The organism is Streptomyces atratus, assembly GCF_900119365.1.
GTDB lineage: Bacteria > Actinomycetota > Actinomycetes > Streptomycetales > Streptomycetaceae > Streptomyces > Streptomyces atratus_B.
Map to the genome: position 1 here is coordinate 1 of NZ_FPJO01000001.1, position 21,920 is coordinate 21,920.

Consider the following 21,920-nt stretch of genomic DNA (forward strand, 5'->3'; position numbering starts at 1 on the left):
TCGGGACAACACAACACGAGAGCGGAACGACCGGACGGAATAAGACCGGTCGTTCACAGCGTCCTCGCTGTGTAATTGCCCACCGGGTCAGTGACCCCGTGGGACTTTCAAAGGAACCTCCAACCTGCCGAAGCAGGCCGGGGTATCAACATATCTGGCGTTGACTTTTGGCACGCTGTTGAGTTCTCAAGGAACGGAGGCTTCCTTTGTACTCACCCTCTCGGGCTTTCCTCCGGGCTTTTTCCTTCGGTCTTGCGTTTCCGACTCTATCAGACTCTTTCGTGTCCGATTCCCGGTCGAAGCGGGTCCTGCTCCGCTTTCCAGTTCTTCGCTTTCGCGTTTCCCTTTCCGGCGGCTCCAACCTTACCAGACTCTTTTTCGTTCCGTTTCCGGTCCGAATTTGAATTCCGGTGACCTATGGATTGGCCTTGCCTTTCGGCGTGTCCACTACATTAGCCGATTTCCTTGGCGACTCATAATCGAGTCGAGGAGATTGAATTACGGCACGCCGAATTTGCACCCGCCAGGGTGATTCGTAGGTAGTGGTTGGTCGCTCCGGGATGCTCGGATGTGGTCCGATGGACCGTACCGACAGCAGTGCCCGTCTCAAGCGGCTCGGACTACATTAGGCGGCCCTCAAGGGCGAGTCAAGTTGCGCGACGGCGTGACACATGGGCCCTGTAGGGACTCACCGTGGGGTCGCCGTCGATCCAGAAGCGCCAGGGGTGCGTGGCTCCGTCACCGCCCACTCCGGTGCGTGGGCCGTTGCGTACCTGGTCACGCGGTGGTGGGGTGCCGTGCAGCACGGACAGCGGGGCGCCGGGGTGGGCGATGGCGTCGGTGCCGTTCAGCGCTCGGTCGACATCGAGGGCGGTGGCCAGACGGGCCGGGCCTTTGGCCAGTTCCTTGTCACTGCGGGCCGAGTTCCGACGTTCGCGCGTGAGTTCGGCACCGACCTGGATGTCGCCGGCTCGGAGCAGGACCCCGCTGGCCCTGCCCTCGGGGCCGCACACCAGGTTGAGGCAGTGCCACATCCCGTAGGTGAAGTACACGTACGCGTGACCGGGCGGTCCGAACATGACGCTGTTGCGCGCGGTGCGGCCTCTGAAAGCGTGCGATCCGGGATCGATCTCACCGGCGTACGCCTCCACCTCGGTGAGACGGAGCTCGATGGGCCCGTCCGGTGTGGCGCGTACCAGGGTCCGGCCCAGGAGGTCGGGTGCCACGTCCAGTACGGGGCGGTCGAAGAAGTCGCGTGTCAGCGGCGTACGGTCCAAGCCCTCGATCATGGCGGTCGAGGTTACCGGGAACCGACTACGGTCGTGGCGCGTATGTAGAGGTCAGGACCAAGGAGGAGTAAACATGGGCTTCAAGCGGCTGCTCGCGAGCCTGGGTGCCGGCGGCGCCTCGGTGGAGACCGAGCTCTCCGAGCTCAACGTCGTACCGGGCGGGGTCGTCCAGGGTGAGGTACGGATCCAGGGCGGATCCGTGGATCAGCAGATCGAGGGACTCTCCGTGGGGCTGCAGGCCCGGGTCGAGGTCGAGGGCCAGGACACGGAGACCAAGCAGGACATCGAGTTCACCAAGCTGCGGCTCGGCGGCGCGTTCGAGGTGCGGGCCGGTGCCGTGCACGTCGTTCCCTTCGGGCTCGAAATTCCGTGGGAGACGCCGATAACGATGTTCGCCGGTCAGCACCTGCACGGCATGAACATCGGTGTGACCACCGAGCTGGAGATCGCGCGGGCGCTGGACTCGGGCGACCTGGACCCGATCAATGTGCACCCGCTGCCGGCGCAGCAGGCCATCCTGGACGCCTTCGGGCAGCTCGGCTTCGGCTTCCGCAGCGCGGACATGGAGCGCGGTCACATCCGCGGTACGCGTCAGCGGCTGCCGTTCTACCAGGAGATCGAGTTCTTCCCGCCGCAGCAGTACCGCGGTCTCAACCAGGTGGAGCTGACGTTCGTCGCGGACGACCGTGAGATGGATGTCGTCCTGGAGATGGACAAGAAGCCGGGGCTCTTCAGCGAGGGCAGCGACTCGTACCGCGCCTTCAAGGTCGGGCTGAACGACTTCCAGGGGACCGACTGGGCGGCGTACCTCAATCAGTGGCTGGCCCAGGTCGGCGGTCAGCGCAACTGGCTCTAGGGTCGGTGGGAGATCTGCCGACTGCAGTACAGCGATCAGGAGAGGTGCTGACGTGACCGAGCCGAAGAGGGCGCCGCTGCCGCACGACTTCCATCCGGAGGTGCCGTCGTTCACGGTGGTGAGCGACGATCTCGCTCCCGGCGCCGTGCTGGCGGACGCTCAGGTGTTCGCGGCCGGGAACACCTCGCCGCAGCTGCGGTGGGAAGGGTTTCCGGCGCAGACCAAGAGTTTCGCCGTGACCTGCTTCGACCCCGATGCCCCCACCGGCAGCGGATTCTGGCACTGGGTGGTCTTCGACATCCCCGCGCCGGTCATGGAACTGCCGGCCGGCGCGGGCAGCGGGAAGTTCGAGGGGCTGCCCCCCGGTGCCGTACAGGTCCGTAACGACTACGGATCGAAGGAGTTCGGCGGTGCCGCGCCGCCGGCCGGTGAGAACCACCGCTATGTGTTCACCGTGTACGCGGTGGACACCGAGAAGCTGGGGGTCGACAGCGATGCGTCGCCCGCGGTCGTGGGGTTCAATCTGCGGTTCCACACGCTGGGCCGTGCTCAGCTGATCGGTGAGTACACGGGCCCCGCCTAGGCCTGTCCGGGGTCCCGCCTAGCCGAGAGTTCCCCCGCTGTTTGCCCTGCCCTGGTCTTGGAGAGATCAGGGCAGGGCATTTTTATTGCGTTGTCCATCACGGCCCGCCCGGCCAGAGTTGATCCGGGCCTGCCAGGGGGCGGGCGGCACACGGGAGGTGGGCGAGATGCGGGACACGCTGGTACTGAACGCGAGCTTCGAGCCGCTGTCGACGGTGACACTGAACCGTGCGGTGGTGCTGATTCTGCAGGACAAGGCCGTCGTCGAGCAGTCGCATCCCGATCTCCGTATGCGTGGTGCCGCCGTGGACATTCCGGTGCCCCGGGTGATCAGGCTCTGCCGGTACGTACGGGTGCCGTTCCGAAGACATGCCCCGTGGTCCCGCAGGGGTGTGCTGATACGGGACCAGCACCGGTGCGCGTACTGCGGACGGCGGGCGAGCACCGTCGACCATGTCGTGCCGCGCGCCCAGGGGGGTCAGGACACCTGGCTCAACACGGTGGCGTCCTGTGCCGAGGACAATCACCGAAAGGCGGCCCGGACGCCGGAGCAGGCGGGGATGCCGCTGCTGCGTCAGCCGTTCGTGCCGTCTCCCGCGCAGGCGATGCTGCTGGCGCTGGGGGCCGGTGAGCGTTCGGAGCTGCCGGAGTGGCTGGAGAGTGCCGCGGCGTAGCCGGCCTACGCATTTCGTCGTGGCGGAAGCCCGTCTCCGGGGGAGACGGGCTTCCGTGTGTCAGCGGAGCACCAGCTGGACGATGGCGACCGTGCCGACCGCGACGATGAGGACGCGCAGGACCACGGGGCTGAGGCGGCGGCCGATCCTGGCACCTATCTGGCCGCCCAGCGCGGAGCCGACCGCGATGAGCACGACGGCCGTCCAGTCGAAGTCCGCGACGAAGAGGAAGAAGAGCGCGGCGATGCTGTTGACGACGGCGGCCAGCACGTTCTTGACGGCGTTGAGTCGCTGCATGGTGTCGTCGAGCAGCATGCCCATCAGGGAGAGGTAGATGATCCCCTGGGCGGCGGTGAAGTAGCCGCCGTAGACGCTGGCGAGCATCAGTCCGACGAACAGGAGCGGTCCGCCGTCGGAGCGGGTGGGGGTGCCGCTGTGCTCGCGTCGACGCTGGACTGCTTTGCTGATGCGTGGTTGCAGGATGACCAGGACGAGGGCCAGGGCCACCAGGACCGGCACGATGGTCTCGAAGGCCGTGGAGGGCAGGGCCAGCAGGAGGGTGGCGCCGGTGAGGCCGCCGATGAGGGCGCCGACGGAGAGCTTGAGGACACGGCGGCCCTGTCCTTCGAGTTCCTTGCGGTAGCCGATGGCGCCGCTGACCGAGCCGGGGATCAGGCCGAGGCCGTTGGAGACCGTGGCCGTGACCGGGGGCAGACCGGTGGCGAGGAGCACGGGGAAGGTGATCAGCGTCCCCGAGCCGACGATCGTGTTGATCGTGCCGGCGCTGATGCCCGCTGCGAAGACGGCGAGCATCTCCCAGATATTCATGGCGAATCCCCCGTGCATGATCGGTGCTTGGTGCACCGATCATGCACGGGGCGTGTACGCGTCATTCGACCGGGGGCTGCTCCCGGCGTTCCTTGCCCGTGTCGAAGCCCGGGGCGCCGTTGCCGAGGTTGCCGAAGGCGCCGCTGAGGCCCTTGAGGGCGTCACCGATCTCGCTGGGCACGATCCAGAGCTTGTTGGCGTCGCCCTCGGCGATCTTCGGGAGCATCTGGAGGTACTGGTACGAGAGGAGCTTCTGGTCCGGGTCTCCGGCGTGAATGGATTCGAAGACCGTACGGATCGCCTGGGCCTCGCCCTCGGCTCGCAGGGCCGATGCCTTGGCCTCGCCTTCGGCGCGCAGGATCGCGGACTGCTTCTCGCCCTCCGCGGTGAGGATCGCGGACTGGCGCGTTCCTTCGGCCTGGAGGATCGCGGCGCGCTTGTCACGGTCGGCGCGCATCTGCTTCTCCATCGAGTCCTGGATGGAGGTGGGCGGCTCGATCGCCTTGAGCTCGACGCGGTTGACGCGGATGCCCCACTTGCCGGTGGCCTCGTCGAGGACTCCGCGCAGGGCCGCGTTGATCTCCTCGCGGGAGGTCAGGGTCCGCTCCAGGTCCATGCCACCGATGATGTTGCGGAGAGTGGTGACGGTGAGCTGCTCGATCGCCTGGATGTAGCTGGCGACTTCGTAGGTGGCGGCCCTGGCGTCGGTCACCTGGTAGTAGATGACGGTGTCGATGTTGACGACCAGGTTGTCCTGGGTGATCACCGGCTGGGGCGGGAACGGCACGACCTGTTCACGGAGGTCGATGCGGTTGCGGATGGAGTCGATGAATGGAACGACGATGTTCAGGCCTGCGTTGAGCGTGCGGGTGTAGCGGCCGAAGCGCTCCACGATGGCGGCGCTGGCCTGCGGGATGACCTGGATCGTCTTGATCAGGGCGATGAAGACGAGCACCACCAGAATGATCAGGACGATGATGATCGGTTGCATCGTGTTCCTCGTTGCCCTTCGGTTGCCGACAGATCGCGATGTTCGAGGTCGAGTTCGCGGGAGGAGCCGGATGCTGTACCGGCCCCGATCTCATGATGATCGACATCGAGTGTGACAGAACGCGCTCTGCCTTGTGGGTGGTTCGGTCACATGACGACTGCCGTAGCTCCGTCGATGTCGACGACATCGACCTGTTGGCCCGGATCGAAGCTCTGGCCCTCGTCGAGTGCGCGGGCGGACCAGATCTCCCCGGCCAGCTTGATCCGGCCGCCGCTGCCGTCCACCCGCTCCAGGACGACGGCCTGACGGCCTTTCAGCGCATCGATGCCGGTGGCGAGTTGGGGACGATCGGTGCGGTGTCTGGCGGCGATGGGGCGGACCACGGCGACGAGCGCCACGGAGACCACGACGAATACCAGCACCTGGGCCACGATGCCGCCGCCGAGTGCCGCGACCACTGCCGCGGCGACCGCTCCGACGGCGAACATGCCGAACTCGGGCATCGCGGTCATGACGAGGGGGATGCCCAGTCCCACCGCGCCGATCAGCCACCACACCCACGCGTCGATGTCCACGTGGTCATGGTAGAACCGCGAACGCCCTCGCGGACAGGGCGCAAGCGCGCCACTGCGCCCGTTGGGCCCTCCGGGCCCGGAACTGTCGTCGGCCCTGCCTACGAGAGGGGCAGTCCATGGGCCGTGTAGCGGTCGCCGGCGTGCTCGACGACGAGCGGCAGACCGAAGCAGAGGGAGAGGTTGCGGGAGGTGAGTTCGGTCTCCATGGGGCCCGCGGCGAGCACCTTGCCCTGGCGGATCATCAGGACGTGGGTGAACCCGGGGGCGATCTCCTCGACATGGTGGGTGACCATGATCATGGAGGGGGCGTACGGGTCGCGGGCCAGCCGGCCGAGGCGGCGGACCAGGTCCTCGCGTCCGCCGAGGTCGAGTCCCGCCGCCGGCTCGTCGAGGAGCAGCAGTTCGGGGTCGGTCATCATGGCGCGGGCGATCAGGGTGCGCTTGCGTTCGCCCTCGGACAGGGTGCCGAACTTGCGGTCGAGGTACTCGGTCATGCCGAGCCGGTCGAGGAAGGCGCGGGCCCGCTCCTCGTCGACGGCCTCGTAGTTCTCGTGCCAGGTGGCGGTCATGCCGTACGCGGCGGTGAGCACCGTCTGCAGCACGGTCTGGCGCCTGGGCAGCTTCTCGGCCATGGCGATGCCCGCGATGCCGATGCGGGGGCGGAGCTCGAAGACGTCGGTGCCGACGCCGCCGAGCTGCTCGCCGAGGACCTTGGCGGTGCCGGTGCTCGGGAAGAGGTAGCTGGACGCGATGTTGAGGAGGGTGGTCTTGCCGGCGCCGTTCGGTCCGAGGATGACCCAGCGCTCCCCTTCCTTGACCGACCAGGAGACGTCGTCCACCAGAGCGCGTCCGTCGCGGACCACGGATACGTCCACCAGCTCCAGTACATCGCTCATGGCGCGTTGTCTCCCCATGCAGTGTCGAGATCGTCGGTGCCTGTGGGCACAGCTCCCAGGGAAATCTACGCCACCGTACGAGTGCTCCCGGCGCTGGGCCCGCGTGACGACAGGCCCCGGGCCCGTTCCCTAGGCTGTTCCCATGCTTTCGGAACCACGCTCAGGGCTGTTGGCCGCTTGGGGAAACGCGCTTCTGGCGGGACTGGTGTCGCCGGACGAGGCGGTGCTCGCCATTGTCGGGGAGGACGCGGTGCACCGTGTCGAGGGACTGCCGGGCGAGGCGGGGCCGGTCGGGCTCACGCTGGCGCTCGGACGGTTGCGGAATCTGGGGGTGACGGGTTTCCGGGTGGCGCTGCCGGCTCCCGGGCATCCGCTGGGGCTGAGCGGTCCGCCGGAGTTCAACGCGCGGGCGCTGGAGGCCGAGGAGGCGGTGGTGGCCTTCGGCGCGCCGTACGGGCTGGTTCCCGAGGTGCGTGAGGCGGGGCCGGAGGGGGATCTGCACGTCGAGGTGGTGTGGCGTTGTCTGCCGGTACGGGAGGCGCCGCCGGCCGATGTGCCGTCGCTGAGCGAGGCGGAGCGGGAGCTCGCCGAGGGCTTGCGGGACGCGACGGCGGTGCTGTCGCGGTTGGACGTGGCCGGTTCGGGGCCGGTGGCCGAGGCCGCGGTGGACGCGTACCGGGCACGGGCGGAGCGGGGGCGCGAGGTGCTGGCTCCGGGATATCCGCCGCGGGCGGTGCGGGTGCTGGAGCTGGCGCAGCGGGTGGGGCTGCTGATCTCGGTGGCGTACGAGAACGGGCACGGCGGCGCGGTGAGCGCTGCGGAGATCGCGGCCCGGGGCGAGGCGCTGCGGCCGGTGGAGCGGGTGGCCCGGCGGGCGCAGGTCGCCGCATACAACGCGTATGTGGAGGAGCGCGAGCGGGAGCGGTAGGCCCTGGCGGGCGGGCCCGGAGGTCGCCGGACGGGCGGGGTGCACCTCGTCCGGCGACGTATGACCGTGGGTCCGGTCAGCTCGCCGCCCCGTGCCGGACGGCCCAGAGGGCCGCCTGGGTCCGGTCCGAGAGATCCAGCTTCATCAGGATGTTCGAGACGTGTGTCTTGACGGTCTTCTCGGAGAGGACCAGCGCCCGCGCGATCTCGCGGTTGGAACGGCCGTCGGCGATCAGGCCCAGCACCTCCCGCTCCCGTTCGGTGAGCGTGCTCCCCCGGCCCGTACCGCTGCCCGGGTCCTCCTGGGCCAGCAGGGCTCCCGCGACCTCCGGCTGGAGCAGGACATGGCCGGCGTGCACCGAACGGATGGCACCGGCCAGGGCATCCGGGTCGACGTCCTTGTACACGTAACCGGAGGCTCCGGCGCGCAGGGCGGGGACCACGGTGCGCTGCTCGGTGAAGCTGGTGACGATGAGGACCTTGGCGGGGTTCTCCAGCTCGCGGAGCCTGCGCAGGGCCTCGATGCCGTCGGTGCCGGGCATCTTGATGTCCATCAGGACGACATCGGGGCGGAGCTCCTCCGTCCTGGCCACCCCTTCGGCACCGTCGGCCGCTTCGCCGACCACCTCTATGTCGTCCTGGACCTCCAGGAACGTACGCAGACCGCGGCGGACCACCTGGTGGTCGTCGACCAGCAGCACCCTGATGATCCTGTCAGCCACCGGGTACCTCCATCTCGATCGTGGTGCCCTTGCCGGGCGCCGATTCAACGGTGAGCCTTCCGCCGACGCCGTTCGCGCGGTCCCGCATCGAGACCAGGCCCAGATGCCGGCCCGCCTGCCGGGTCGCCGCGGGTTCGAAGCCCGCGCCGTCGTCGGTGATCCGCAGCAGTGTGCCGCCGCCGTGCCGGGCCAGCGTGACACCGACGTGCTCCGCCCCGGAGTGGCGCAGTGCGTTGTGCAGGGCTTCCTGGGAGACCCGGAGCAGTGCCTCCTCCTGGGCGGCGGGCAGGGCCCGGATGCCGAGGCTCTCGAAGGTGACCCGGGCCGTGTGGGCCCGGTCCAGGACCTGGATCTGGGTGCGGAGGGTGGCGATGAGGCCGTCCTCGTCGAGCGCCGCGGGGCGCAGCTCGACGACGGCGGCGCGCAGTTCGTCCACGGCTTCCGCGGCGAGCGCGGCGACCTGCTGGAGCTCGCCCTTGGCGCGGGCCGGATCGCGGTCCACCAGGGCGGTGGCGGCCTGGGCCGTCAGCCGCAGCGAGAAGAGCTTCTGGCTGACCGCGTCGTGCAGCTCGTGGGCGAGCCGGGAGCGCTCCTCGGCGATGGTGAGCTCCCGGCTCCGTTCGTAGAGGCGGGCGTTGGTGAGGGCGATCGCCGCGTGCTGGGCGAGGATGGCCAGCAGCTCCTCGTCCTCGGCGGTGAAGCCGCAGCTGCCCTCGGGTTTGGGGCAGCGCTTGTTGGCGAGGAAGAGCGCGCCGATGATCTCCTCGCCGTCCCTGATGGGCAGGCCCAGGAAGTCGGACATGTCGGGGTGGGCGGCGGGCCAGCCCTCGAAGCGGGGGTCCTTGCGGACATCGGCGAGCCGCTCGGGCTTGGCCTCGTGGAGCATCGCGGCGAGGATGCCGTGCTGTCTGGGCAGCGGGCCGATGGCCTTCCACTGCTCGTCGCTGACTCCGTCGACGACGAACTGGGCGAAGCCTCCGTGGTCGTCGGGGACGCCCAGGGCGGCGTACTCGGCGTCCAGCAGTTCGCGGGCCGAGGCGACGATCGTCTTCAGGACGTCGCGCACTTCGAGATGCCGGCTCATGGCGAGCAGCGCGGCGCTCACGGCTGCGAGACCCGACGGTGGGCGATGGCTCATGGCCTCACCGTACCGGCGGCGTTCGAACGCCGTATCGGCCTGTGGAAGGCTGCGGATTAGGGCGCAGGGACTAGGTCCGACTGCCGTGCACAACAGGAGCGGAGACGCGTCATGGGTCCGCACCCGGGCGGAATCTAACACTCCGAATTGCTGGAGCAACGGTTGGTGAGGTTGTTACCCGCCCGATGTGAGGCCGCGCATAGGACCCACGTCACTTACGAAGCCCACTAGTGGACGCATAAGCGCGACATCAGTGGTCATGAGCACGGTCCGACCCGTTCGAGCGGGGTCGCGATCCACTACCGGGGTTCGTACGTCACACCTTTGCCACCGGATTTTGCTGGCGCTAAGAATTGCACTCGTCCCCGACGGAGATGCGAGAACGCCGCTTCCCGTCTTCGTCCTCCGTGAGGACTCCCGCGATTCGAAGAGGTATGTCTGTATGTCCGTGTCCAGCATCCCCGGCCGTCGTCGTCGCCTGAACAAGACCCAGAAGCTCTCCGTCGCGGGTATCTCCGCCATGGCCGTCGCCGCTCTCTCGTTCTCGCTCGTCCCCGCCAACGCCGACCCCAAGCCCGAGGCCGCGACCCCCGTGTCCGCCGAGCCCGTGGTCTTCGCGTCGGTCGCCGGAACTCCGCAGGCCAAGGCCGTGCAGGCCAGCATCATCGAGCAGCACTCCACCGCCGAGAAGCTGGTGAAGGCCGCAGACCTCGCCAAGGCCAAGAAGGCCGCCGCCGCGAAGGCCAAGGCCGCCGAGGCCGCCAGGATCAAGGCCAAGGCCGAGGCGAAGGCCAAGGCGAAGGCCGAGGCCGCCGCCCGGGTGAAGGCCGAGGCCGTCGCCGCGAAGCGCACCGAGACGCAGGCCGCCAGCCGCTCCGAGGTCCGTACCCCGGTCTACGCCAACAACCTGGACGGCTGGATCAACCAGGCCCTGGACATCATGCGGGCCCACGGCATCCCCGGCTCGTACGACGGTCTGCACCGCAACATCATGCGCGAGTCGACCGGCAACCCGAACGCGGTCAACGGCTGGGACATCAACGCCCAGAACGGCACCCCGTCCTGCGGTCTGCTCCAGGTCATCCGGCCGACGTTCGACGCGTACCACGTCCCCGGCACCTCGTCGAACATCTACGACCCGGTCGCCAACATCACGGCCGCGGCCAACTACGCGGCCGACAAGTACGGCTCGATCGACAACGTCAACAGCGCGTACTGACCGGCGCCGCGGTTCGCCGGACGGCATCCGCATACGCCGAAGGGCGGCACCCGCGCGGGGTGCCGCCCTTCGGCGTCCGGTGCCGGTGTGTCCGCGCCTACTTGCGCATGACCTCCGGCTCGTGGCGGCGCAGCAGTCGCGAGACCACGACGCCGCAGACGATGCCGAGCAGCAGCAGTACCGAGATGTTGATCCCCCACTGGCCGGCCGAGTGCTCCCACAGCGGGTCCAGATCGGTCGGGTTCTTCGGGTCCCAGGGCGCCATGAGGTGCGAGAGGTCCAGCGTCGTGCCCGCGCCGGCGATGGCCCAGCGGGACGGCATCAGCCAGGCGAACTGCTCCAGGCCGGGCGAGCCGAACACCTGGAAGAGGATGCCGGTGAAGACGACCTGGACGATCGCGAACATGACCAGCAGCGGCATGGTCTTCTCGGCGGTCTTCACCAGCGAGGAGATCACCAGGCCGAACATCATCGAGGTGAAGCCGAGCGCGATGATCGTCAGGCAGATCTCGACGGCCGGCGGCATGATCAGGCCCTCGGCCGGGAGCTCGCGGGTGGCGAAGCCGATGCCGCAGATGATGACGCCCTGGATGGCGGTGATCACGCCGAGGACGATCACCTTGGACATCAGATAGGCGGAGCGGGACAGGCCGGTGGCCCGTTCCCGTTCGTAGATGACGCGTTCCTTGATCAGTTCTCGTACGGAGTTGGCCGCGCCGGAGAAGCACATGCCGACCGCGAGGATCAGCATGATCGTTCCAGCGGCGCTGTTGAACCGGGACGGCGGGTCCGGCGGGGCCAGGCCGAACTTGGCCGGGATGACCACGCTGACGATGCCGAGCACGGCGGGCAGGATCACCATCAGGCCCATGAAGCCCTTGTCGGACGCGATCACCGAGACGTATCGGCGCATCAGCGTCCACAGCTGGGCCGACCAGCTCTGCGGCTTCGGCGGGCGCATCTGCTGCGGGGGCGGCATGTGTACGGACTGCGCGGCGACGGCGTCGATGTCCGCGGCGTACATCTGGTAGTGCTGCGAACCGCGCCAGCGGCCCGCCCAGTCGTAGTCGCGGTAGTTCTCGAACGCGGAGAAGACGTCGGCCCAGGTGGTGTAGCCGAAGAAGTTGAGCGCTTCCTCCGGCGGGCCGAAGTAGGCGACGGAACCGCCCGGCGCCATGACGAGCAGCTTGTCGCAGATCGCCAGCTCTGCGACGGAGTGCGTGACGACCAGGACGGTGCGGCCGTCGTCGGCCAGTCCGCGCAGCAGCTGCATGACATCGCGGTCCATGCCCGGGTCGAGGCCGGAGGTCGGCTCGTCCAGGAAGATCAGCGACGGCTTGGTGAGCAGCTCCAGGGCGACGGAGACGCGCTTGCGCTGTCCGCCGGAGAGCGAGGTGACCTTCTTGTCCTTGTGGATGTCGAGCTTGAGCTCGGCGAGGACTTCGAGGATCCGGGCCTGGCGCTCGGCCTCGGTGGTGTCCGCGGGGAAGCGGAGCTTGGCCGCGTACTTGAGTGCCTTGGTGACGGTGAGTTCCTTGTGCAGGATGTCGTCCTGCGGGACCAGACCGATGCGCTGGCGCAGCTCGGCGAACTGCTTGTACAGGTTCCGGTTGTCGTAGAGGACGTCGCCCTGGTTGGCGGGCCGGTAGCCGGTGAGTGCCTTGAGCAGGGTGGACTTGCCGGATCCCGACGGGCCGATGACCGCGACGAGCGACTTCTCCGGGACGCCGAAGGAGACGTCCTTGAGGATCTGCTTCCCGCCGTCGACCGTCACCGTGAGGTGACGGGCGGAGAAGGAGACCTCACCGGTGTCGACGAACTCTTCCAGCCGGTCGCCGACCAGGCGGAAGGTCGAGTGACCGACGCCGACGATGTCGTTGGGGCCGATGAGCGCGGAGCCGGACTTGGCGAGCGGCTGACCGTTGACGTACGTGCCGTTGTGGGATCCGAGGTCACGGATCTCGAAGCGGCCGTCGGGGGTCGCGTGGAATTCGGCGTGGTGGCGCGAGACCTGGAGGTCGGAGACGACCAGTTCGTTCTCCAGCGCACGACCGATGCGCATGACGCGGCCGAGGGCCAGCTGGTGGAACGTGGTCGGGCTGCGGTCGCCGTGCACCGGCGGGGCCCCCGCGGCCCCGCCGGGACCGCCCGCGCCGGGCGTCCTCGCCATGCCCTGCTGCTGCGGGACCTGCGGCTGTACGGGCTGCTGCTGCGGCGGGCCCTGGGGTGCCTGCTGCTGCCATCCCTGCTGCGGTTGCTGCGGAGCAGGGTCCTGCCGGCCGGGCCAGCCCTGCTGGGGCTGTGGGGCGGGGGCCTGCTGGGCACCCGCGCCCTGCCCGCTGTACACACCGGCACCCGCCGCGGCGGTGAGACTCAGCCGCGGGCCGTCAGTGGCGTTGCCCAGGTGCACGACGGAGCCGGGGCCGATCTCCAGCCGCTGGATCCGGCTGCCCTGCGCATACGTGCCGTTGGTGCTGCCGTGGTCCTCGATGGACCAACTCCGGCCATCCCAGCTGATCGTGGCATGCCGCCACGACACCCTGGCTTCGTCGATCGTCAGGTCGCCCTGCGGATCGCGCCCGAGGGTGTACGACCTGGACGGATCGAGCGTCCAGGTCCTTCCATTCAATTCCAGTACGAGTTCCGGCACTCCGCGCCCCACTAGTTGTCCCCCGAGTCGCCCCCGTCACAGGGGGCCTAGGGATGCTGAACATCGTGAGGAACTATTCCAGGACCAGTCCCGGATACGAAAGTCGGGCGGGGCGAAGACCCTGCCGAGACCTGCATCGTTACGGTGCTGACACGAATAAAGGGAGCAGTGCGCGGTAAGCACCCCGAGTACGCACGAACCGCCAGCAAAAGGAATATCCGGGGCGTCCCCGGCCCGCCTGATATTCCGTCCCCGGCCCGCCTGCTTTCCGTCCGCGGCCACCCGACGGATCCGGACGCACGCGGTCCGTCACCGGCCATGTGCTCCGGGCGGGGGTACGGAGCCGACGCGCTGTCCGGTCCTCGGGACGGGCCTCCGGCGCCTCGCGGCGGACCGATACGGTGGGAGGCACCATGAGCGCATCTCAGCCACCTCGGTCCTCCTCGTCTTCTGAGTCCCCTGAGCCCCCCGAGTCCCGTCGGGGCACCGACACTCCCACCCTTCTCGTGAAGATCTTCGGGAAGGACCGCCCCGGCATCACCGCCGGGCTCTTCGACACCCTCGCCGCCTACTCGGTCGATGTCGTCGACATCGAGCAGGTCGTCACCCGTGGCCGCATCGTCCTGTGCGCGCTGGTCACCACCCCCACCGCGGGCGGTACCACCGAGGGCGATCTGCGGGCGACCGTGCACAGCTGGGCCGAGTCGCTGAAACTCCAGGCCGAGATCATCTCCGGCACGGGTGACAACCGGCCGCGTGGCGACGGGCGTTCCCATGTGACGGTGCTCGGGCACCCGCTGACTGCGGAGTCGACCGCCGCCATAGCGGCCACGATCACCTCCACCGGCGGCAATATCGACCGCATCTTCCGGCTCGCGAAGTACCCGGTCACGGCAGTCGAGTTCGCGGTGTCCGGCACCGGGACCGAGGAGCTGCGGACCGCACTGGCGACGGAGGCCGCCGGCATCGGTGTCGATGTGGCAGTGGTGTCGGCCGGGCTGAGCCGCCGGGCGCAGCGGCTGGTCGTCATGGACGTCGACTCGACGCTCATCCAGGACGAGGTCATCGAACTGTTCGCCGCTCACGCGGGCTGCGAGGACAAGGTCGCCGAGGTGACCGAGCAGGCGATGCGCGGCGAGCTCGACTTCGAGCAGTCGCTGCACGCACGGGTGGCGCTGCTGGCCGGGCTCGACGTGTCGGTGGTGGACAAGGTGCGTGCCGAGGTGCGGCTGACGCCGGGCGCGCGCACCCTGATCCGTACGCTGAAGCGGCTCGGCTACCAAGTGGGTGTGGTCTCGGGCGGGTTCACCCAGGTCACCGACGATCTGAAGGAGCGGCTCGGGCTCGACTTCGCCTCTGCCAACACCCTGGAAGTGGTCGACGGAAAGCTGACGGGCCGGGTCGTCGGCGACATCGTCGACCGGGCCGGCAAGGCGCGGCTGCTGCGCAGTTTCGCCGCGCAGGCCGGGGTGCCGCTGGCGCAGACCGTCGCGATCGGTGACGGTGCGAACGACCTGGACATGCTGAACACCGCCGGGCTCGGGGTGGCCTTCAACGCCAAGCCGGTGGTCCGCGAGGCCGCGCACACCGCGGTGAACGTGCCGTTCCTGGACACCGTGCTGTATCTGCTCGGCATCACCCGCGAGGAGGTCGAGGCCGCCGACGGTCTCGTCGACTGACGCGTTCGCGCATACGGAGCAGGGCCCCGGCGCGGGAAACGCCGGGGCCCTGCTCCGTACGACAGCGGGATCAGTCGTTGGGCGTCCAGTACTCGACCAGCCTGCCCACTCCGTGCTCCACGCCCTTCCAGGAGCCGGTGAACTCGACGACGGCGAACGCCGCGGTGGGGAAGCCGCCGCGGGTCATCCGGGTCAGGGCATCGCCCTCGGCCGACTCCGAGAGTGCGTCGGCGACCGCATGCATGCCGGGGTTGTGGCCGATGACCAGGAGGTCGTGCACATCGTCGGGGATCTCGTTGATCAGGGCGATGAGCTCACCGAGGGACGCCTCGTAGAGCCGCTCCTCGTACACGGTCCTGGGACGGTGCGGCATCTCGTGGACGGCCAGCTTCCACGTCTCGCGCGTCCTGGCGGCGGTGGAGCAGAGGGCCAGATCGAGGTCGATGCCGGAGTCGACGAGTTTGCGGCCTGCGACCGGGGCATCCTTGCGGCCGCGCTCCGCGAGCGGCCGCTCGTGGTCGGAGTCCTGCGACCATTCCGCCTTTGCATGCCTGAGAAGGACGATCCTGCGAGGTGTATCGACGCTCATACACCTCAGCTTCGCATGAAATGTGCCGTCCGGCGCAGGGTGTTGACGGGCCTGTGCGGGGTGCTCGGGCACGGTCAGCCGGTCACCAGGGCCGCGATTCGCGCGAGCAATCGGCCGACCGCCGGGTCGGTGGTCGCGGCGTGCGCCTCACCGGTTCCCACGATCAGCAGCAGCAGTGCGGCGAACGCGAGCGCGGGCAGCGCGATGGCCCACCACGGCAGCCGCACCTCGACACTGCCCGTGGCCGGATGGGTGGTCCGGGTGTGCGTTGGGGCCGGCATGTCCGCCTCCGTGGGTCATCGGTACTGATACCGAAAATCTACGGATCCGGGCCCGGGGTTCCCATCCGGCGACCCACCCACTTCACCCTGACCTTGGCCCCCTAGGGGACGCGGGGGTCAACCCCACCATCGGCGGCCGAGTGGCTCAGGGGGACGCGATCGAGGCGATCACTGCGACGATCACGGTGATCAGCAGCATCGCTCCGAGTACGAGGAGGAGCTTCTTCTGACCGTTCTGGGGGTTCGGGTCGAGCACAGGAGACATGGGCTCAGTCTCGCATCTCAGCACTCGTCCTCGATCGTCCGGTCCCGCCCGGCCAGGATTCCGACCGCCATCTGCGGCAGCATGAGGCCCGCCATCAGTGCGATCGGCAGCTCCCAGCCGCCACTGTGCTGGTAGAGCACACCGATCAGCAGCGGTCCCGGGATCGAGATCAGATAGCCGACGGACTGGGCGAACGCGGACAGCCGGACCACTCCCGCGCCGGTGCGCGTACGCATGCCGATCATGGTCAGGGCGAGCGGGAAGGAGCAGTTCGAGATGCCGAGGAGCACCGCCCAGGCCCAGGCCCCGCCGGCCGGGGCGAGGTAGAGGCCCGCGTAGCCGATGAGACCGCAGCTGCCGAGGAAGACGACGATCGGGCCCTGGTTCTTCATCCGGGTCGCGACCCTGGGGATGACGAAGGCGAGCGGTACGCCCATCGCCATGGTCACGGCCAGCAGCACACCCGCCGTACCGGCCGAGACCCCGGCGTCGCGGAAGATCTGCGGCATCCATCCCATGGCGATGTACGCGGCGGTGGCCTGGAGGCCGAAGAAGCAGGCGAGGGCCCAGGCGGTACGGCTGCGGGTGATCTTGAGGGCCGGGGTGCCTGTGTGCTGGGCGGCGGGCTGCCCCGGGGCGCCGGTCCGGTCCCGTACCACCGGGATCCAGGGCAGGATCGCGACGGCGGCGAGCGCGGCCCAGACGCCGAGCCCCAGCCGCCAGCTGCCGCCCATCGCGCTGGTCATCGGCACGGTCACCGCGGCGGCGAGCGAGGTGCCGAGGGCCATGGCCATCGAGTAGAGCCCGGTCATGGAGCCGACCCGGTCCGGGAACCAGCGCTTGACGATCACCGGCATCAGGACGTTGCTGACGGCGATGCCCATGAGGGCGAGGGCGCTCGCGGCGAGGAAGCCGGCCGTCCCGCCGACGAGCGGCCGGATCACCAGACCGGCGGTGATGGCCGTCATGCCGGCGCAGACGACCGCCCCCGGGCCGAAGCGGCGGGCGAGGCGCGGCGCCATGATGCCGAAGGCCGCGAAGCAGAGCGGCGGTACGGAGGTGAGGACACCGGCCACGCTGCCGCTCATGTGCAGCCCGTCCCGTACCTCTTCGAGGAGGGCGCCGAGGCTGGTGATGGCGGGGCGGAGGTTGAGCGCGGTGAGGACCAGGCCGACGACGACCAGCCGGAGCACCCAGACAGAGGGTCCGTCGGCGGCCTGTGCCGTCTGCGGGTCCTGTCGGGTCGGCGAGGCCGTGGGTTTCGTGGGCGCGTCCATCGTGGTGGCGGGGCTCGGGTTCCGGGTCTGGGGCCGGGTCTCGTCTTCGGGCATGAGGCCCATCATAGAATCATGGGATGATTGATTGTCCAATCAGCCCGGAGCCTCTCTGAGACCATTCGCCCCGGGCACGCAACCACAGCAACTCCCGTCCTTCCCCATCACCCCAGCAACCCGACCAAGGAGCACCATGGCGCTGACGTCTCCGCGGCGTTCGGCACTCGCCGACCAGGTGATTGCCCAGCTCAGGAATCAGATCACCTCGGGCGAGTGGCCCGTGGGTTCACGCATTCCCACCGAGCCCGAACTGGTGGAGCAGCTGGGGGTGGCCCGCAACACCGTCCGGGAGGCCGTGCGCGCCCTCGCGCACAACGGGCTGCTGGACATCCGGCAGGGTTCGGGCACCTATGTCGTCGCCACCAGCGAGCTGGCCGGGGTGATGCACCGCCGCTTCGCCTCCGCCGATCCGCGCCACATCGCCGAGCTGCGCTCCACCCTGGAGTCGTCGGCGGCGAGGCTGGCCGCCGCCCGGCGCACCGAGCGGGATCTGAAGCAGTTGGACGCGCTCATGGCGCGCCGGGAGGAGACCTGGGCCGCGGGTGACGCCGAGGCGTTCGTCGCGGCGGACGCGACGCTGCATCTGGCCGTGGTCGCCGCCTCGCACAACGACGTGCTGACCGGCCTCTACGCCGACCTGGGCGATCTGCTGCGCGACTATCTCAGGGGCGACATCGGTCATGAACTGCGGCCGGAGAACCACATGGACCACGGCAGGCTGGTCGAGGCGATCCGGGCGGGCGACGGGGAGACGGCGGCGTCCGAGGCCGCGAGCCATGCGCTGAGCTGTCCGGTGGATCAGGCCTGAGGTCCGTCCGGCGGCCCCAGGGCCGTCAGGTGTCCTGCACCCGGTGCGTGACCCAGACGGAGCCGACTTCCTTCCAGCAGCGGTCGTCGAGCCGCACGGTCCGCCCGGGGCCCACGTCGACCGGCGTGGCATCGGCGTCTATGTCCCACCAGCGGCGGCACTCGGTGTGCAGTTGTACGCGGTCGGTGGAGGGGTACGGGTTGTGGCAGTAGGCGACGACCCGGGAGCCCCGGACCGACGTACGGCATTCGGCTCCGGCGGGATCCGGGGTGGGGGCGTCAGGGGCGGATGCCCCGGCTCCCGCCCGTCCCGCCACGGATATCCCCACCGGGGCGGCGAGTGCGGCGACGGCTATGGAGGCCGCCAGCAGTATCCCGGTCCGGCGACGTGTGGAGCGCATGGCGACCTCCTCCCCGTAGCCCGACCCGAAGTCCGGTTCACCACATTCTGCGGTGGATCGACCATCTTTTCGACTTGAGCGGGCCGGAGCCGGGCGCGGACACGGAACAGCCGCGTTCCGCCTGCTCGGAGGCGGTACGCGGCTGTGTCAGGGCCCGTCGTAAGGGATCAGGCACCCATCATGTGCACGCCACCGTCGACGTGGATGATCTCGCCCGTGGTCTTCGGGAAGAAGTCCGAGAGCAGCGCGACGACGGCACGGCCGGCCGGCTCCGGGTCGGACATGTCCCACGCCAGCGGGGAGCGGGTGTTCCACACGTCGGCGAGCTCGCCGAAGCCCGGGATGGACTTGGCGGCCATCGAGCCGATCGGTCCGGCGGAGACCAGGTTGCAGCGCAGCCCGTCCTTGCCCAGGTCACGGGCGAGGTAGCGGGAGGTGGCCTCCAGCGCGGCCTTGGCCGGGCCCATCCAGTCGTACTGCGGCCAGGCGAACTGCGCGTCGAAGGTGAGGCCGACGATCGAGCCGCCCTCGCTCATCAGCGGCTTGCAGGCCATGGCGAGCGACTTCAGCGAGAACGCCGAGACGTGCATCGCCGTGGCGACGGACTCGAACGGGGTGTTGAGGAAGTTGCCGCCGAGCGCGTCCTGCGGCGCGAAGCCGATGGAGTGGACGACGCCGTCGAGCGAACCGAGCTCCTCCTTGACCAGGCCGGCGAGCCGGTCGAGGTGCTCGGCGTTGGTCACGTCCAGCTCGATGACCTTGGCCGGCTTGGGCAGCTTCTTGGCGATGCGCTCCGTCAGCGTGGGCCGGGGGAAGGCGGTCAGGATGATCTCGGCACCCTGCTCCTGGGCCACCTTGGCGGTGTGGAAAGCGATGGACGACTCCATCAGCACACCGGTGATGAGGATGCGCTTGCCGTCGAGAATTCCGCTCATGGTGATCAGTGACCCATGCCCAATCCGCCGTCAACGGGGATGACGGCTCCAGTGATGTACGACGCGTCGTCGGAGGCGAGGAAGCGCACCGCGGCGGCGATCTCCTCGGGCTGCGCGTAGCGGCCGAGCGGCACCTGGGACACGATGCCCTTGCGCTGCTCCTCGGTGAGCACCTGCGTCATGTCGGTGTCGACAAAACCGGGCGCGACGACGTTGAAAGTGATGTTCCGGGAACCGAGCTCACGGGCCAGCGACCGGGCGAAGCCGACCAGACCCGCCTTGGACGCGGCGTAGTTCGCCTGCCCGGCCGAGCCGAGGAGCCCGACGACGGAGGAGATGAGGACGACACGGCCCTTCTTGGCTCGCAGCATGCCGCGGTTGGCGCGCTTGACGACCCGGAAGGTGCCGGTGAGGTTGGTGTCGAGGACGGACGTGAAGTCGTCCTCGGACATCCGCATCAGCAACTGGTCCTTGGTGATACCGGCGTTGGCGACCAGCACCTCCACGGGACCGTGCTTCTCCTCGATCTCCTTGTAGGCCTGCTCCACCTGCTCGGCGTCGGTGATGTCGCAACGGACCGCGAGAACACCGGCCTCGGTGAGCACCGCGGGCGGCTCGCCGGAGCGACAGGTGATCGCGACCTTGTCGCCGTTGTCGGCGAATGCGCGGGCGATGGCGAGGCCGATGCCCCGGTTTCCTCCGGTGACGAGAACCGAGCGGCTCAACGGATCACCCTTTCCCTAGCGGTCTGGTACATCGAAAACCTATCGGTACCAGGCGCTCCACGAGCAATCGGCCCCTGACAGCGCCTTCCTCCGGGCACTGTGGGGTTCCTACAGCACCCGGTCCGGATGAACGCTTCCCGCACCGGCAAGTGCCTCAGCGAAAGCCCGGCGCTTCGACGGGGAGGCCGACGCCCTCGGCAACCTCCAGCATCCGTTTGTCGTAACTGATGAGTACGTCGAGCGACGCTCCCAGCACCTGGGCACTGGCCACGTGGATCGCGTCGAGCGTCCGGACTCTTCCCGACAGGGCGGCAGCCGCGTCCCGTACCTCATCGGTCAGGAGGATCTCGGTGAAGTCCCGGGTCAGGTCCCCCATGAGCCGAGGGAAGCTACCGACCCGGTCCAGTGTCCGAACGGTCTCCACAAAGCCGAGACTGCTGGTCGCCAGGGGTGCCACCGGCCGCCCCGCGAGATGTGCTCGCAGCTCACGAGCATGCTCGCGCCCGCTCAGCAGAGTGACGATCGCCGAGCTGTCCATGTAGATCAACGCGGATCGTCCTCACGCTCGGCGAGCAGAATGTCCAGGGGAGAGACATCTTCCGGCGGCTCACAGGCCGGCAGCCGGTCGAGATCGGCCGTCGTGGCCGGCTTCAGCCTGATCTGCCCCTGCGCGACAAGCGAGGCATAGCGCTCCGAGGCCCCGGTACCGGGAAGCAGTATCGCGATGACGTTGCCGTGTCTCGTCACCTGAATCGCCTCGCCCTTTTCCACCCGGGCGAAGACGGCACTCGGGTTGTACGAGAACTCTCGGACGGAGATGGTGCTCATCGGGGCTCCCTTCGACAACCATCAGGGAAAGTACCTACATTTTTTGAATCGTACCTACAACGAGGATGCATCGACACGGCCCGGCAGGGCAGGGCTCACCCGGCGGGGCAGGGGACCCGGCACCGGATCTGCTTGCCGATCGACGACCGGACCACGTGCCAGCCCGGCGCGAGCAGATCCAGCAGCGCGAGGCCACGGCCGGCCTCGGCCTCCGCGTCGTCCAGCGCGATGCCGCGACGGCGCGGAACGGTGCGGGGTCCGGGTCATGGACATTGACCGCGACCCCGAAAGCCGCGGCGTACACCTCCACCACGACGGGCACGTGATCCCCGCAGGCTCGGACGGCGTTCCCGACGAGCTCCGACACGACGAGCTGCGCGGCGTCGGCCACGTCCCCCTGCACGCTCAGTTCGGCCAAGGCCTTGGCGGTGAGCTCACGTACGGAGCGGAGGTTCGGTCCGGAGGCGTTGATGTGTGCCGCGAAGCCGCGGCTCCGGTAGCGCACATAGTGCCCGACGGCAGGTGGCGGGGACTGCGGGTCGTGGTCTTCCTCGTCGGCCATGCCGAACATGACGCCTCCAGCCTGCGGCGCTGGGCCGCGCTCGACTTCTCACCCTGGGCTTCAACTCATGCCCTGTAGAGCCAACTTGACCGCAGACATTGCAAACCTCGCAAGTGACTCGCAAGTTTGTCACCTAAATTGATTGCCCAGTGGCCTGCTGCGTCGAC

At 68.8% G+C, this 21,920-nt stretch carries 25 protein-coding genes; 8 read left to right on the top strand and 17 right to left on the bottom strand.

Translation table 11 applies throughout. The features are described from left to right. Positions 1-647 precede the first annotated feature (647 nt). On the bottom strand, positions 648-1,289 hold the full coding sequence (locus BT364_RS00010; protein ID WP_072482948.1) for a DNA-3-methyladenine glycosylase: 642 nt from the start codon (positions 1,287-1,289) through the stop codon (positions 648-650). A 73-nt stretch (positions 1,290-1,362) separates the two neighbouring features. On the opposite strand from BT364_RS00010, the gene BT364_RS00015 reads away from it, so the two are divergent. The 3 genes from BT364_RS00015 to BT364_RS00025 all read left to right on the top strand — a co-directional run bounded on the left by BT364_RS00015 (position 1,363) and on the right by BT364_RS00025 (position 3,401). Further along, entirely contained in the window at positions 1,363-2,145 is a 783-nt protein-coding gene (locus tag BT364_RS00015) for a sporulation protein (RefSeq protein WP_072482949.1), read from the top strand. Between the two features lie 52 nt (positions 2,146-2,197). After that, positions 2,198-2,728: a YbhB/YbcL family Raf kinase inhibitor-like protein gene (locus tag BT364_RS00020; protein ID WP_072482950.1), complete on the top strand. Its 531-nt coding sequence runs from the start codon at positions 2,198-2,200 to the stop codon at positions 2,726-2,728. Positions 2,729-2,894: 166 nt separating this feature from the next. Continuing rightward, positions 2,895-3,401, top strand: a complete 507-nt coding sequence (locus tag BT364_RS00025) for an HNH endonuclease (protein WP_072482951.1) — start codon at positions 2,895-2,897, stop codon at positions 3,399-3,401. Positions 3,402-3,461: 60 nt separating this feature from the next. On the opposite strand, the gene BT364_RS00030 is transcribed toward BT364_RS00025, so the two are convergent. The 4 genes from BT364_RS00030 to BT364_RS00045 form a co-directional block, all read right to left on the bottom strand. Continuing rightward, positions 3,462-4,229 carry a sulfite exporter TauE/SafE family protein gene (locus BT364_RS00030; RefSeq protein WP_072483649.1) on the bottom strand — a complete coding sequence of 256 codons (768 nt, stop codon included), beginning with the start codon at positions 4,227-4,229 and terminating at the stop codon, positions 3,462-3,464. Between the two features lie 61 nt (positions 4,230-4,290). Then, positions 4,291-5,220, bottom strand: coding sequence for an SPFH domain-containing protein (locus BT364_RS00035; RefSeq protein WP_072482952.1), 930 nt, complete (start codon positions 5,218-5,220; stop codon positions 4,291-4,293). 146 nt (positions 5,221-5,366) lie between these two features. After that, positions 5,367-5,795 carry an NfeD family protein gene (locus tag BT364_RS00040; RefSeq protein WP_072482953.1) on the bottom strand — a complete coding sequence of 143 codons (429 nt, stop codon included), beginning with the start codon at positions 5,793-5,795 and terminating at the stop codon, positions 5,367-5,369. A 98-nt stretch (positions 5,796-5,893) separates the two neighbouring features. Next, positions 5,894-6,691: an ABC transporter ATP-binding protein gene (locus tag BT364_RS00045; RefSeq protein ID WP_072482954.1), complete on the bottom strand. Its 798-nt coding sequence runs from the start codon at positions 6,689-6,691 to the stop codon at positions 5,894-5,896. 142 nt (positions 6,692-6,833) lie between these two features. Here BT364_RS00045 and BT364_RS00050 point away from each other — a divergent pair, with 142 nt between their 5' ends. Continuing rightward, positions 6,834-7,619 (top strand): hypothetical protein, encoded by a 786-nt coding sequence (locus tag BT364_RS00050; protein ID WP_072482955.1) that lies wholly within the window; start codon positions 6,834-6,836, stop codon positions 7,617-7,619. Between the two features lie 76 nt (positions 7,620-7,695). Here BT364_RS00050 and BT364_RS00055 read toward each other — a convergent pair whose 3' ends face one another. Together BT364_RS00055 and BT364_RS00060 are read right to left on the bottom strand one after the other, a co-directional pair. Continuing rightward, positions 7,696-8,340, bottom strand: coding sequence for a response regulator (locus BT364_RS00055; RefSeq protein WP_072482956.1), 645 nt, complete (start codon positions 8,338-8,340; stop codon positions 7,696-7,698). Then, complete coding sequence (locus tag BT364_RS00060) at positions 8,333-9,478, bottom strand: GAF domain-containing sensor histidine kinase (protein ID WP_072482957.1); 1,146 nt, start codon at positions 9,476-9,478, stop codon at positions 8,333-8,335. The genes BT364_RS00055 and BT364_RS00060 overlap by 8 nt, the downstream gene beginning before the upstream one ends. 442 nt (positions 9,479-9,920) lie before the next feature. Between BT364_RS00060 and BT364_RS00065 the strand changes: the two genes are divergently transcribed. After that, a complete protein-coding gene (locus BT364_RS00065; protein WP_072482958.1) occupies positions 9,921-10,697 on the top strand; it encodes a transglycosylase SLT domain-containing protein in 777 nt (258 codons plus the stop codon). Positions 10,698-10,794: 97 nt separating this feature from the next. Here BT364_RS00065 and BT364_RS00070 read toward each other — a convergent pair whose 3' ends face one another. Further along, complete coding sequence (locus tag BT364_RS00070; RefSeq protein ID WP_072482959.1) at positions 10,795-13,359, bottom strand: ABC transporter ATP-binding protein/permease; 2,565 nt, start codon at positions 13,357-13,359, stop codon at positions 10,795-10,797. A gap of 401 nt (positions 13,360-13,760) precedes the next feature. Here BT364_RS00070 and serB point away from each other — a divergent pair, with 401 nt between their 5' ends. After that, positions 13,761-15,026, top strand: coding sequence for a phosphoserine phosphatase SerB (serB, locus tag BT364_RS00075; RefSeq protein ID WP_072482960.1), 1,266 nt, complete (start codon positions 13,761-13,763; stop codon positions 15,024-15,026). A gap of 70 nt (positions 15,027-15,096) precedes the next feature. Here serB and BT364_RS00080 read toward each other — a convergent pair whose 3' ends face one another. The 4 genes from BT364_RS00080 to BT364_RS00090 all read right to left on the bottom strand — a co-directional run bounded on the left by BT364_RS00080 (position 15,097) and on the right by BT364_RS00090 (position 17,492). Beyond that, on the bottom strand, positions 15,097-15,615 hold the full coding sequence (locus BT364_RS00080) for a SixA phosphatase family protein (RefSeq protein WP_072482961.1): 519 nt from the start codon (positions 15,613-15,615) through the stop codon (positions 15,097-15,099). Between the two features lie 74 nt (positions 15,616-15,689). After that, a complete protein-coding gene (locus BT364_RS00085) occupies positions 15,690-15,896 on the bottom strand; it encodes a hypothetical protein (protein WP_072482962.1) in 207 nt (68 codons plus the stop codon). A gap of 145 nt (positions 15,897-16,041) precedes the next feature. Further along, entirely contained in the window at positions 16,042-16,152 is a 111-nt protein-coding gene (locus BT364_RS42470) for an SGM_5486 family transporter-associated protein (protein WP_256259565.1), read from the bottom strand. A gap of 26 nt (positions 16,153-16,178) precedes the next feature. Continuing rightward, complete coding sequence (locus BT364_RS00090) at positions 16,179-17,492, bottom strand: CynX/NimT family MFS transporter (RefSeq protein WP_072483650.1); 1,314 nt, start codon at positions 17,490-17,492, stop codon at positions 16,179-16,181. A gap of 136 nt (positions 17,493-17,628) precedes the next feature. On the opposite strand from BT364_RS00090, the gene BT364_RS00095 reads away from it, so the two are divergent. Beyond that, positions 17,629-18,303, top strand: a complete 675-nt coding sequence (locus BT364_RS00095; protein ID WP_072482963.1) for a FadR/GntR family transcriptional regulator — start codon at positions 17,629-17,631, stop codon at positions 18,301-18,303. A gap of 25 nt (positions 18,304-18,328) precedes the next feature. Here the strand turns inward: BT364_RS00095 and BT364_RS00100 are convergent, their stop codons facing one another. The 5 genes from BT364_RS00100 to BT364_RS00120 all read right to left on the bottom strand — a co-directional run bounded on the left by BT364_RS00100 (position 18,329) and on the right by BT364_RS00120 (position 21,191). Then, on the bottom strand, positions 18,329-18,703 hold the full coding sequence (locus BT364_RS00100; protein ID WP_072482964.1) for a hypothetical protein: 375 nt from the start codon (positions 18,701-18,703) through the stop codon (positions 18,329-18,331). Positions 18,704-18,870: 167 nt separating this feature from the next. After that, the gene (fabI, locus tag BT364_RS00105; RefSeq protein ID WP_072482965.1) at positions 18,871-19,638 is read right to left on the bottom strand and encodes an enoyl-ACP reductase FabI; all 768 of its coding nucleotides are present in this window, start codon (positions 19,636-19,638) and stop codon (positions 18,871-18,873) included. A 5-nt stretch (positions 19,639-19,643) separates the two neighbouring features. Continuing rightward, entirely contained in the window at positions 19,644-20,363 is a 720-nt protein-coding gene (gene fabG / locus BT364_RS00110; RefSeq protein WP_072482966.1) for a 3-oxoacyl-[acyl-carrier-protein] reductase, read from the bottom strand. A gap of 154 nt (positions 20,364-20,517) precedes the next feature. Then, positions 20,518-20,901 (bottom strand): type II toxin-antitoxin system VapC family toxin, encoded by a 384-nt coding sequence (locus BT364_RS00115; protein ID WP_256259566.1) that lies wholly within the window; start codon positions 20,899-20,901, stop codon positions 20,518-20,520. Between the two features lie 5 nt (positions 20,902-20,906). After that, entirely contained in the window at positions 20,907-21,191 is a 285-nt protein-coding gene (locus BT364_RS00120) for a type II toxin-antitoxin system Phd/YefM family antitoxin (protein ID WP_072482968.1), read from the bottom strand. Between the two features lie 265 nt (positions 21,192-21,456). Here BT364_RS00120 and BT364_RS41260 point away from each other — a divergent pair, with 265 nt between their 5' ends. Beyond that, on the top strand, positions 21,457-21,831 hold the full coding sequence (locus BT364_RS41260; RefSeq protein WP_177327986.1) for a hypothetical protein: 375 nt from the start codon (positions 21,457-21,459) through the stop codon (positions 21,829-21,831). The last annotated feature ends 89 nt before the right edge of the window (positions 21,832-21,920 follow it).

Bases quoted from the DNA above. Each gene is read 5' to 3' on its own strand.
- serB (WP_072482960.1), top strand. From the start codon at position 13,761: ATGAGCGCATCTCAGCCACCTCGGTCCTCCTCGTCTTCTGAGTCCCCT.
- BT364_RS00080 (WP_072482961.1), bottom strand. From the start codon at position 15,615: ATGAGCGTCGATACACCTCGCAGGATCGTCCTTCTCAGGCATGCAAAG.
- BT364_RS41260 (WP_177327986.1), top strand. From the start codon at position 21,457: ATGGACATTGACCGCGACCCCGAAAGCCGCGGCGTACACCTCCACCAC.
- BT364_RS00095 (WP_072482963.1), top strand. From the start codon at position 17,629: ATGGCGCTGACGTCTCCGCGGCGTTCGGCACTCGCCGACCAGGTGATT.
- BT364_RS00060 (WP_072482957.1), bottom strand. From the start codon at position 9,478: ATGAGCCATCGCCCACCGTCGGGTCTCGCAGCCGTGAGCGCCGCGCTG.
- BT364_RS00010 (WP_072482948.1), bottom strand. From the start codon at position 1,289: ATGATCGAGGGCTTGGACCGTACGCCGCTGACACGCGACTTCTTCGAC.
- BT364_RS00090 (WP_072483650.1), bottom strand. From the start codon at position 17,492: ATGCCCGAAGACGAGACCCGGCCCCAGACCCGGAACCCGAGCCCCGCC.
- BT364_RS00050 (WP_072482955.1), top strand. From the start codon at position 6,834: ATGCTTTCGGAACCACGCTCAGGGCTGTTGGCCGCTTGGGGAAACGCG.
- BT364_RS00025 (WP_072482951.1), top strand. From the start codon at position 2,895: ATGCGGGACACGCTGGTACTGAACGCGAGCTTCGAGCCGCTGTCGACG.
- BT364_RS00045 (WP_072482954.1), bottom strand. From the start codon at position 6,691: ATGAGCGATGTACTGGAGCTGGTGGACGTATCCGTGGTCCGCGACGGA.
- BT364_RS00035 (WP_072482952.1), bottom strand. From the start codon at position 5,220: ATGCAACCGATCATCATCGTCCTGATCATTCTGGTGGTGCTCGTCTTC.
- BT364_RS00065 (WP_072482958.1), top strand. From the start codon at position 9,921: ATGTCCGTGTCCAGCATCCCCGGCCGTCGTCGTCGCCTGAACAAGACC.
- BT364_RS00085 (WP_072482962.1), bottom strand. From the start codon at position 15,896: ATGCCGGCCCCAACGCACACCCGGACCACCCATCCGGCCACGGGCAGT.
- fabI (WP_072482965.1), bottom strand. From the start codon at position 19,638: ATGAGCGGAATTCTCGACGGCAAGCGCATCCTCATCACCGGTGTGCTG.
- BT364_RS00115 (WP_256259566.1), bottom strand. From the start codon at position 20,901: ATGGACAGCTCGGCGATCGTCACTCTGCTGAGCGGGCGCGAGCATGCT.
- BT364_RS00100 (WP_072482964.1), bottom strand. From the start codon at position 18,703: ATGCGCTCCACACGTCGCCGGACCGGGATACTGCTGGCGGCCTCCATA.
- BT364_RS00030 (WP_072483649.1), bottom strand. From the start codon at position 4,229: ATGAATATCTGGGAGATGCTCGCCGTCTTCGCAGCGGGCATCAGCGCC.
- BT364_RS00015 (WP_072482949.1), top strand. From the start codon at position 1,363: ATGGGCTTCAAGCGGCTGCTCGCGAGCCTGGGTGCCGGCGGCGCCTCG.
- BT364_RS00120 (WP_072482968.1), bottom strand. From the start codon at position 21,191: ATGAGCACCATCTCCGTCCGAGAGTTCTCGTACAACCCGAGTGCCGTC.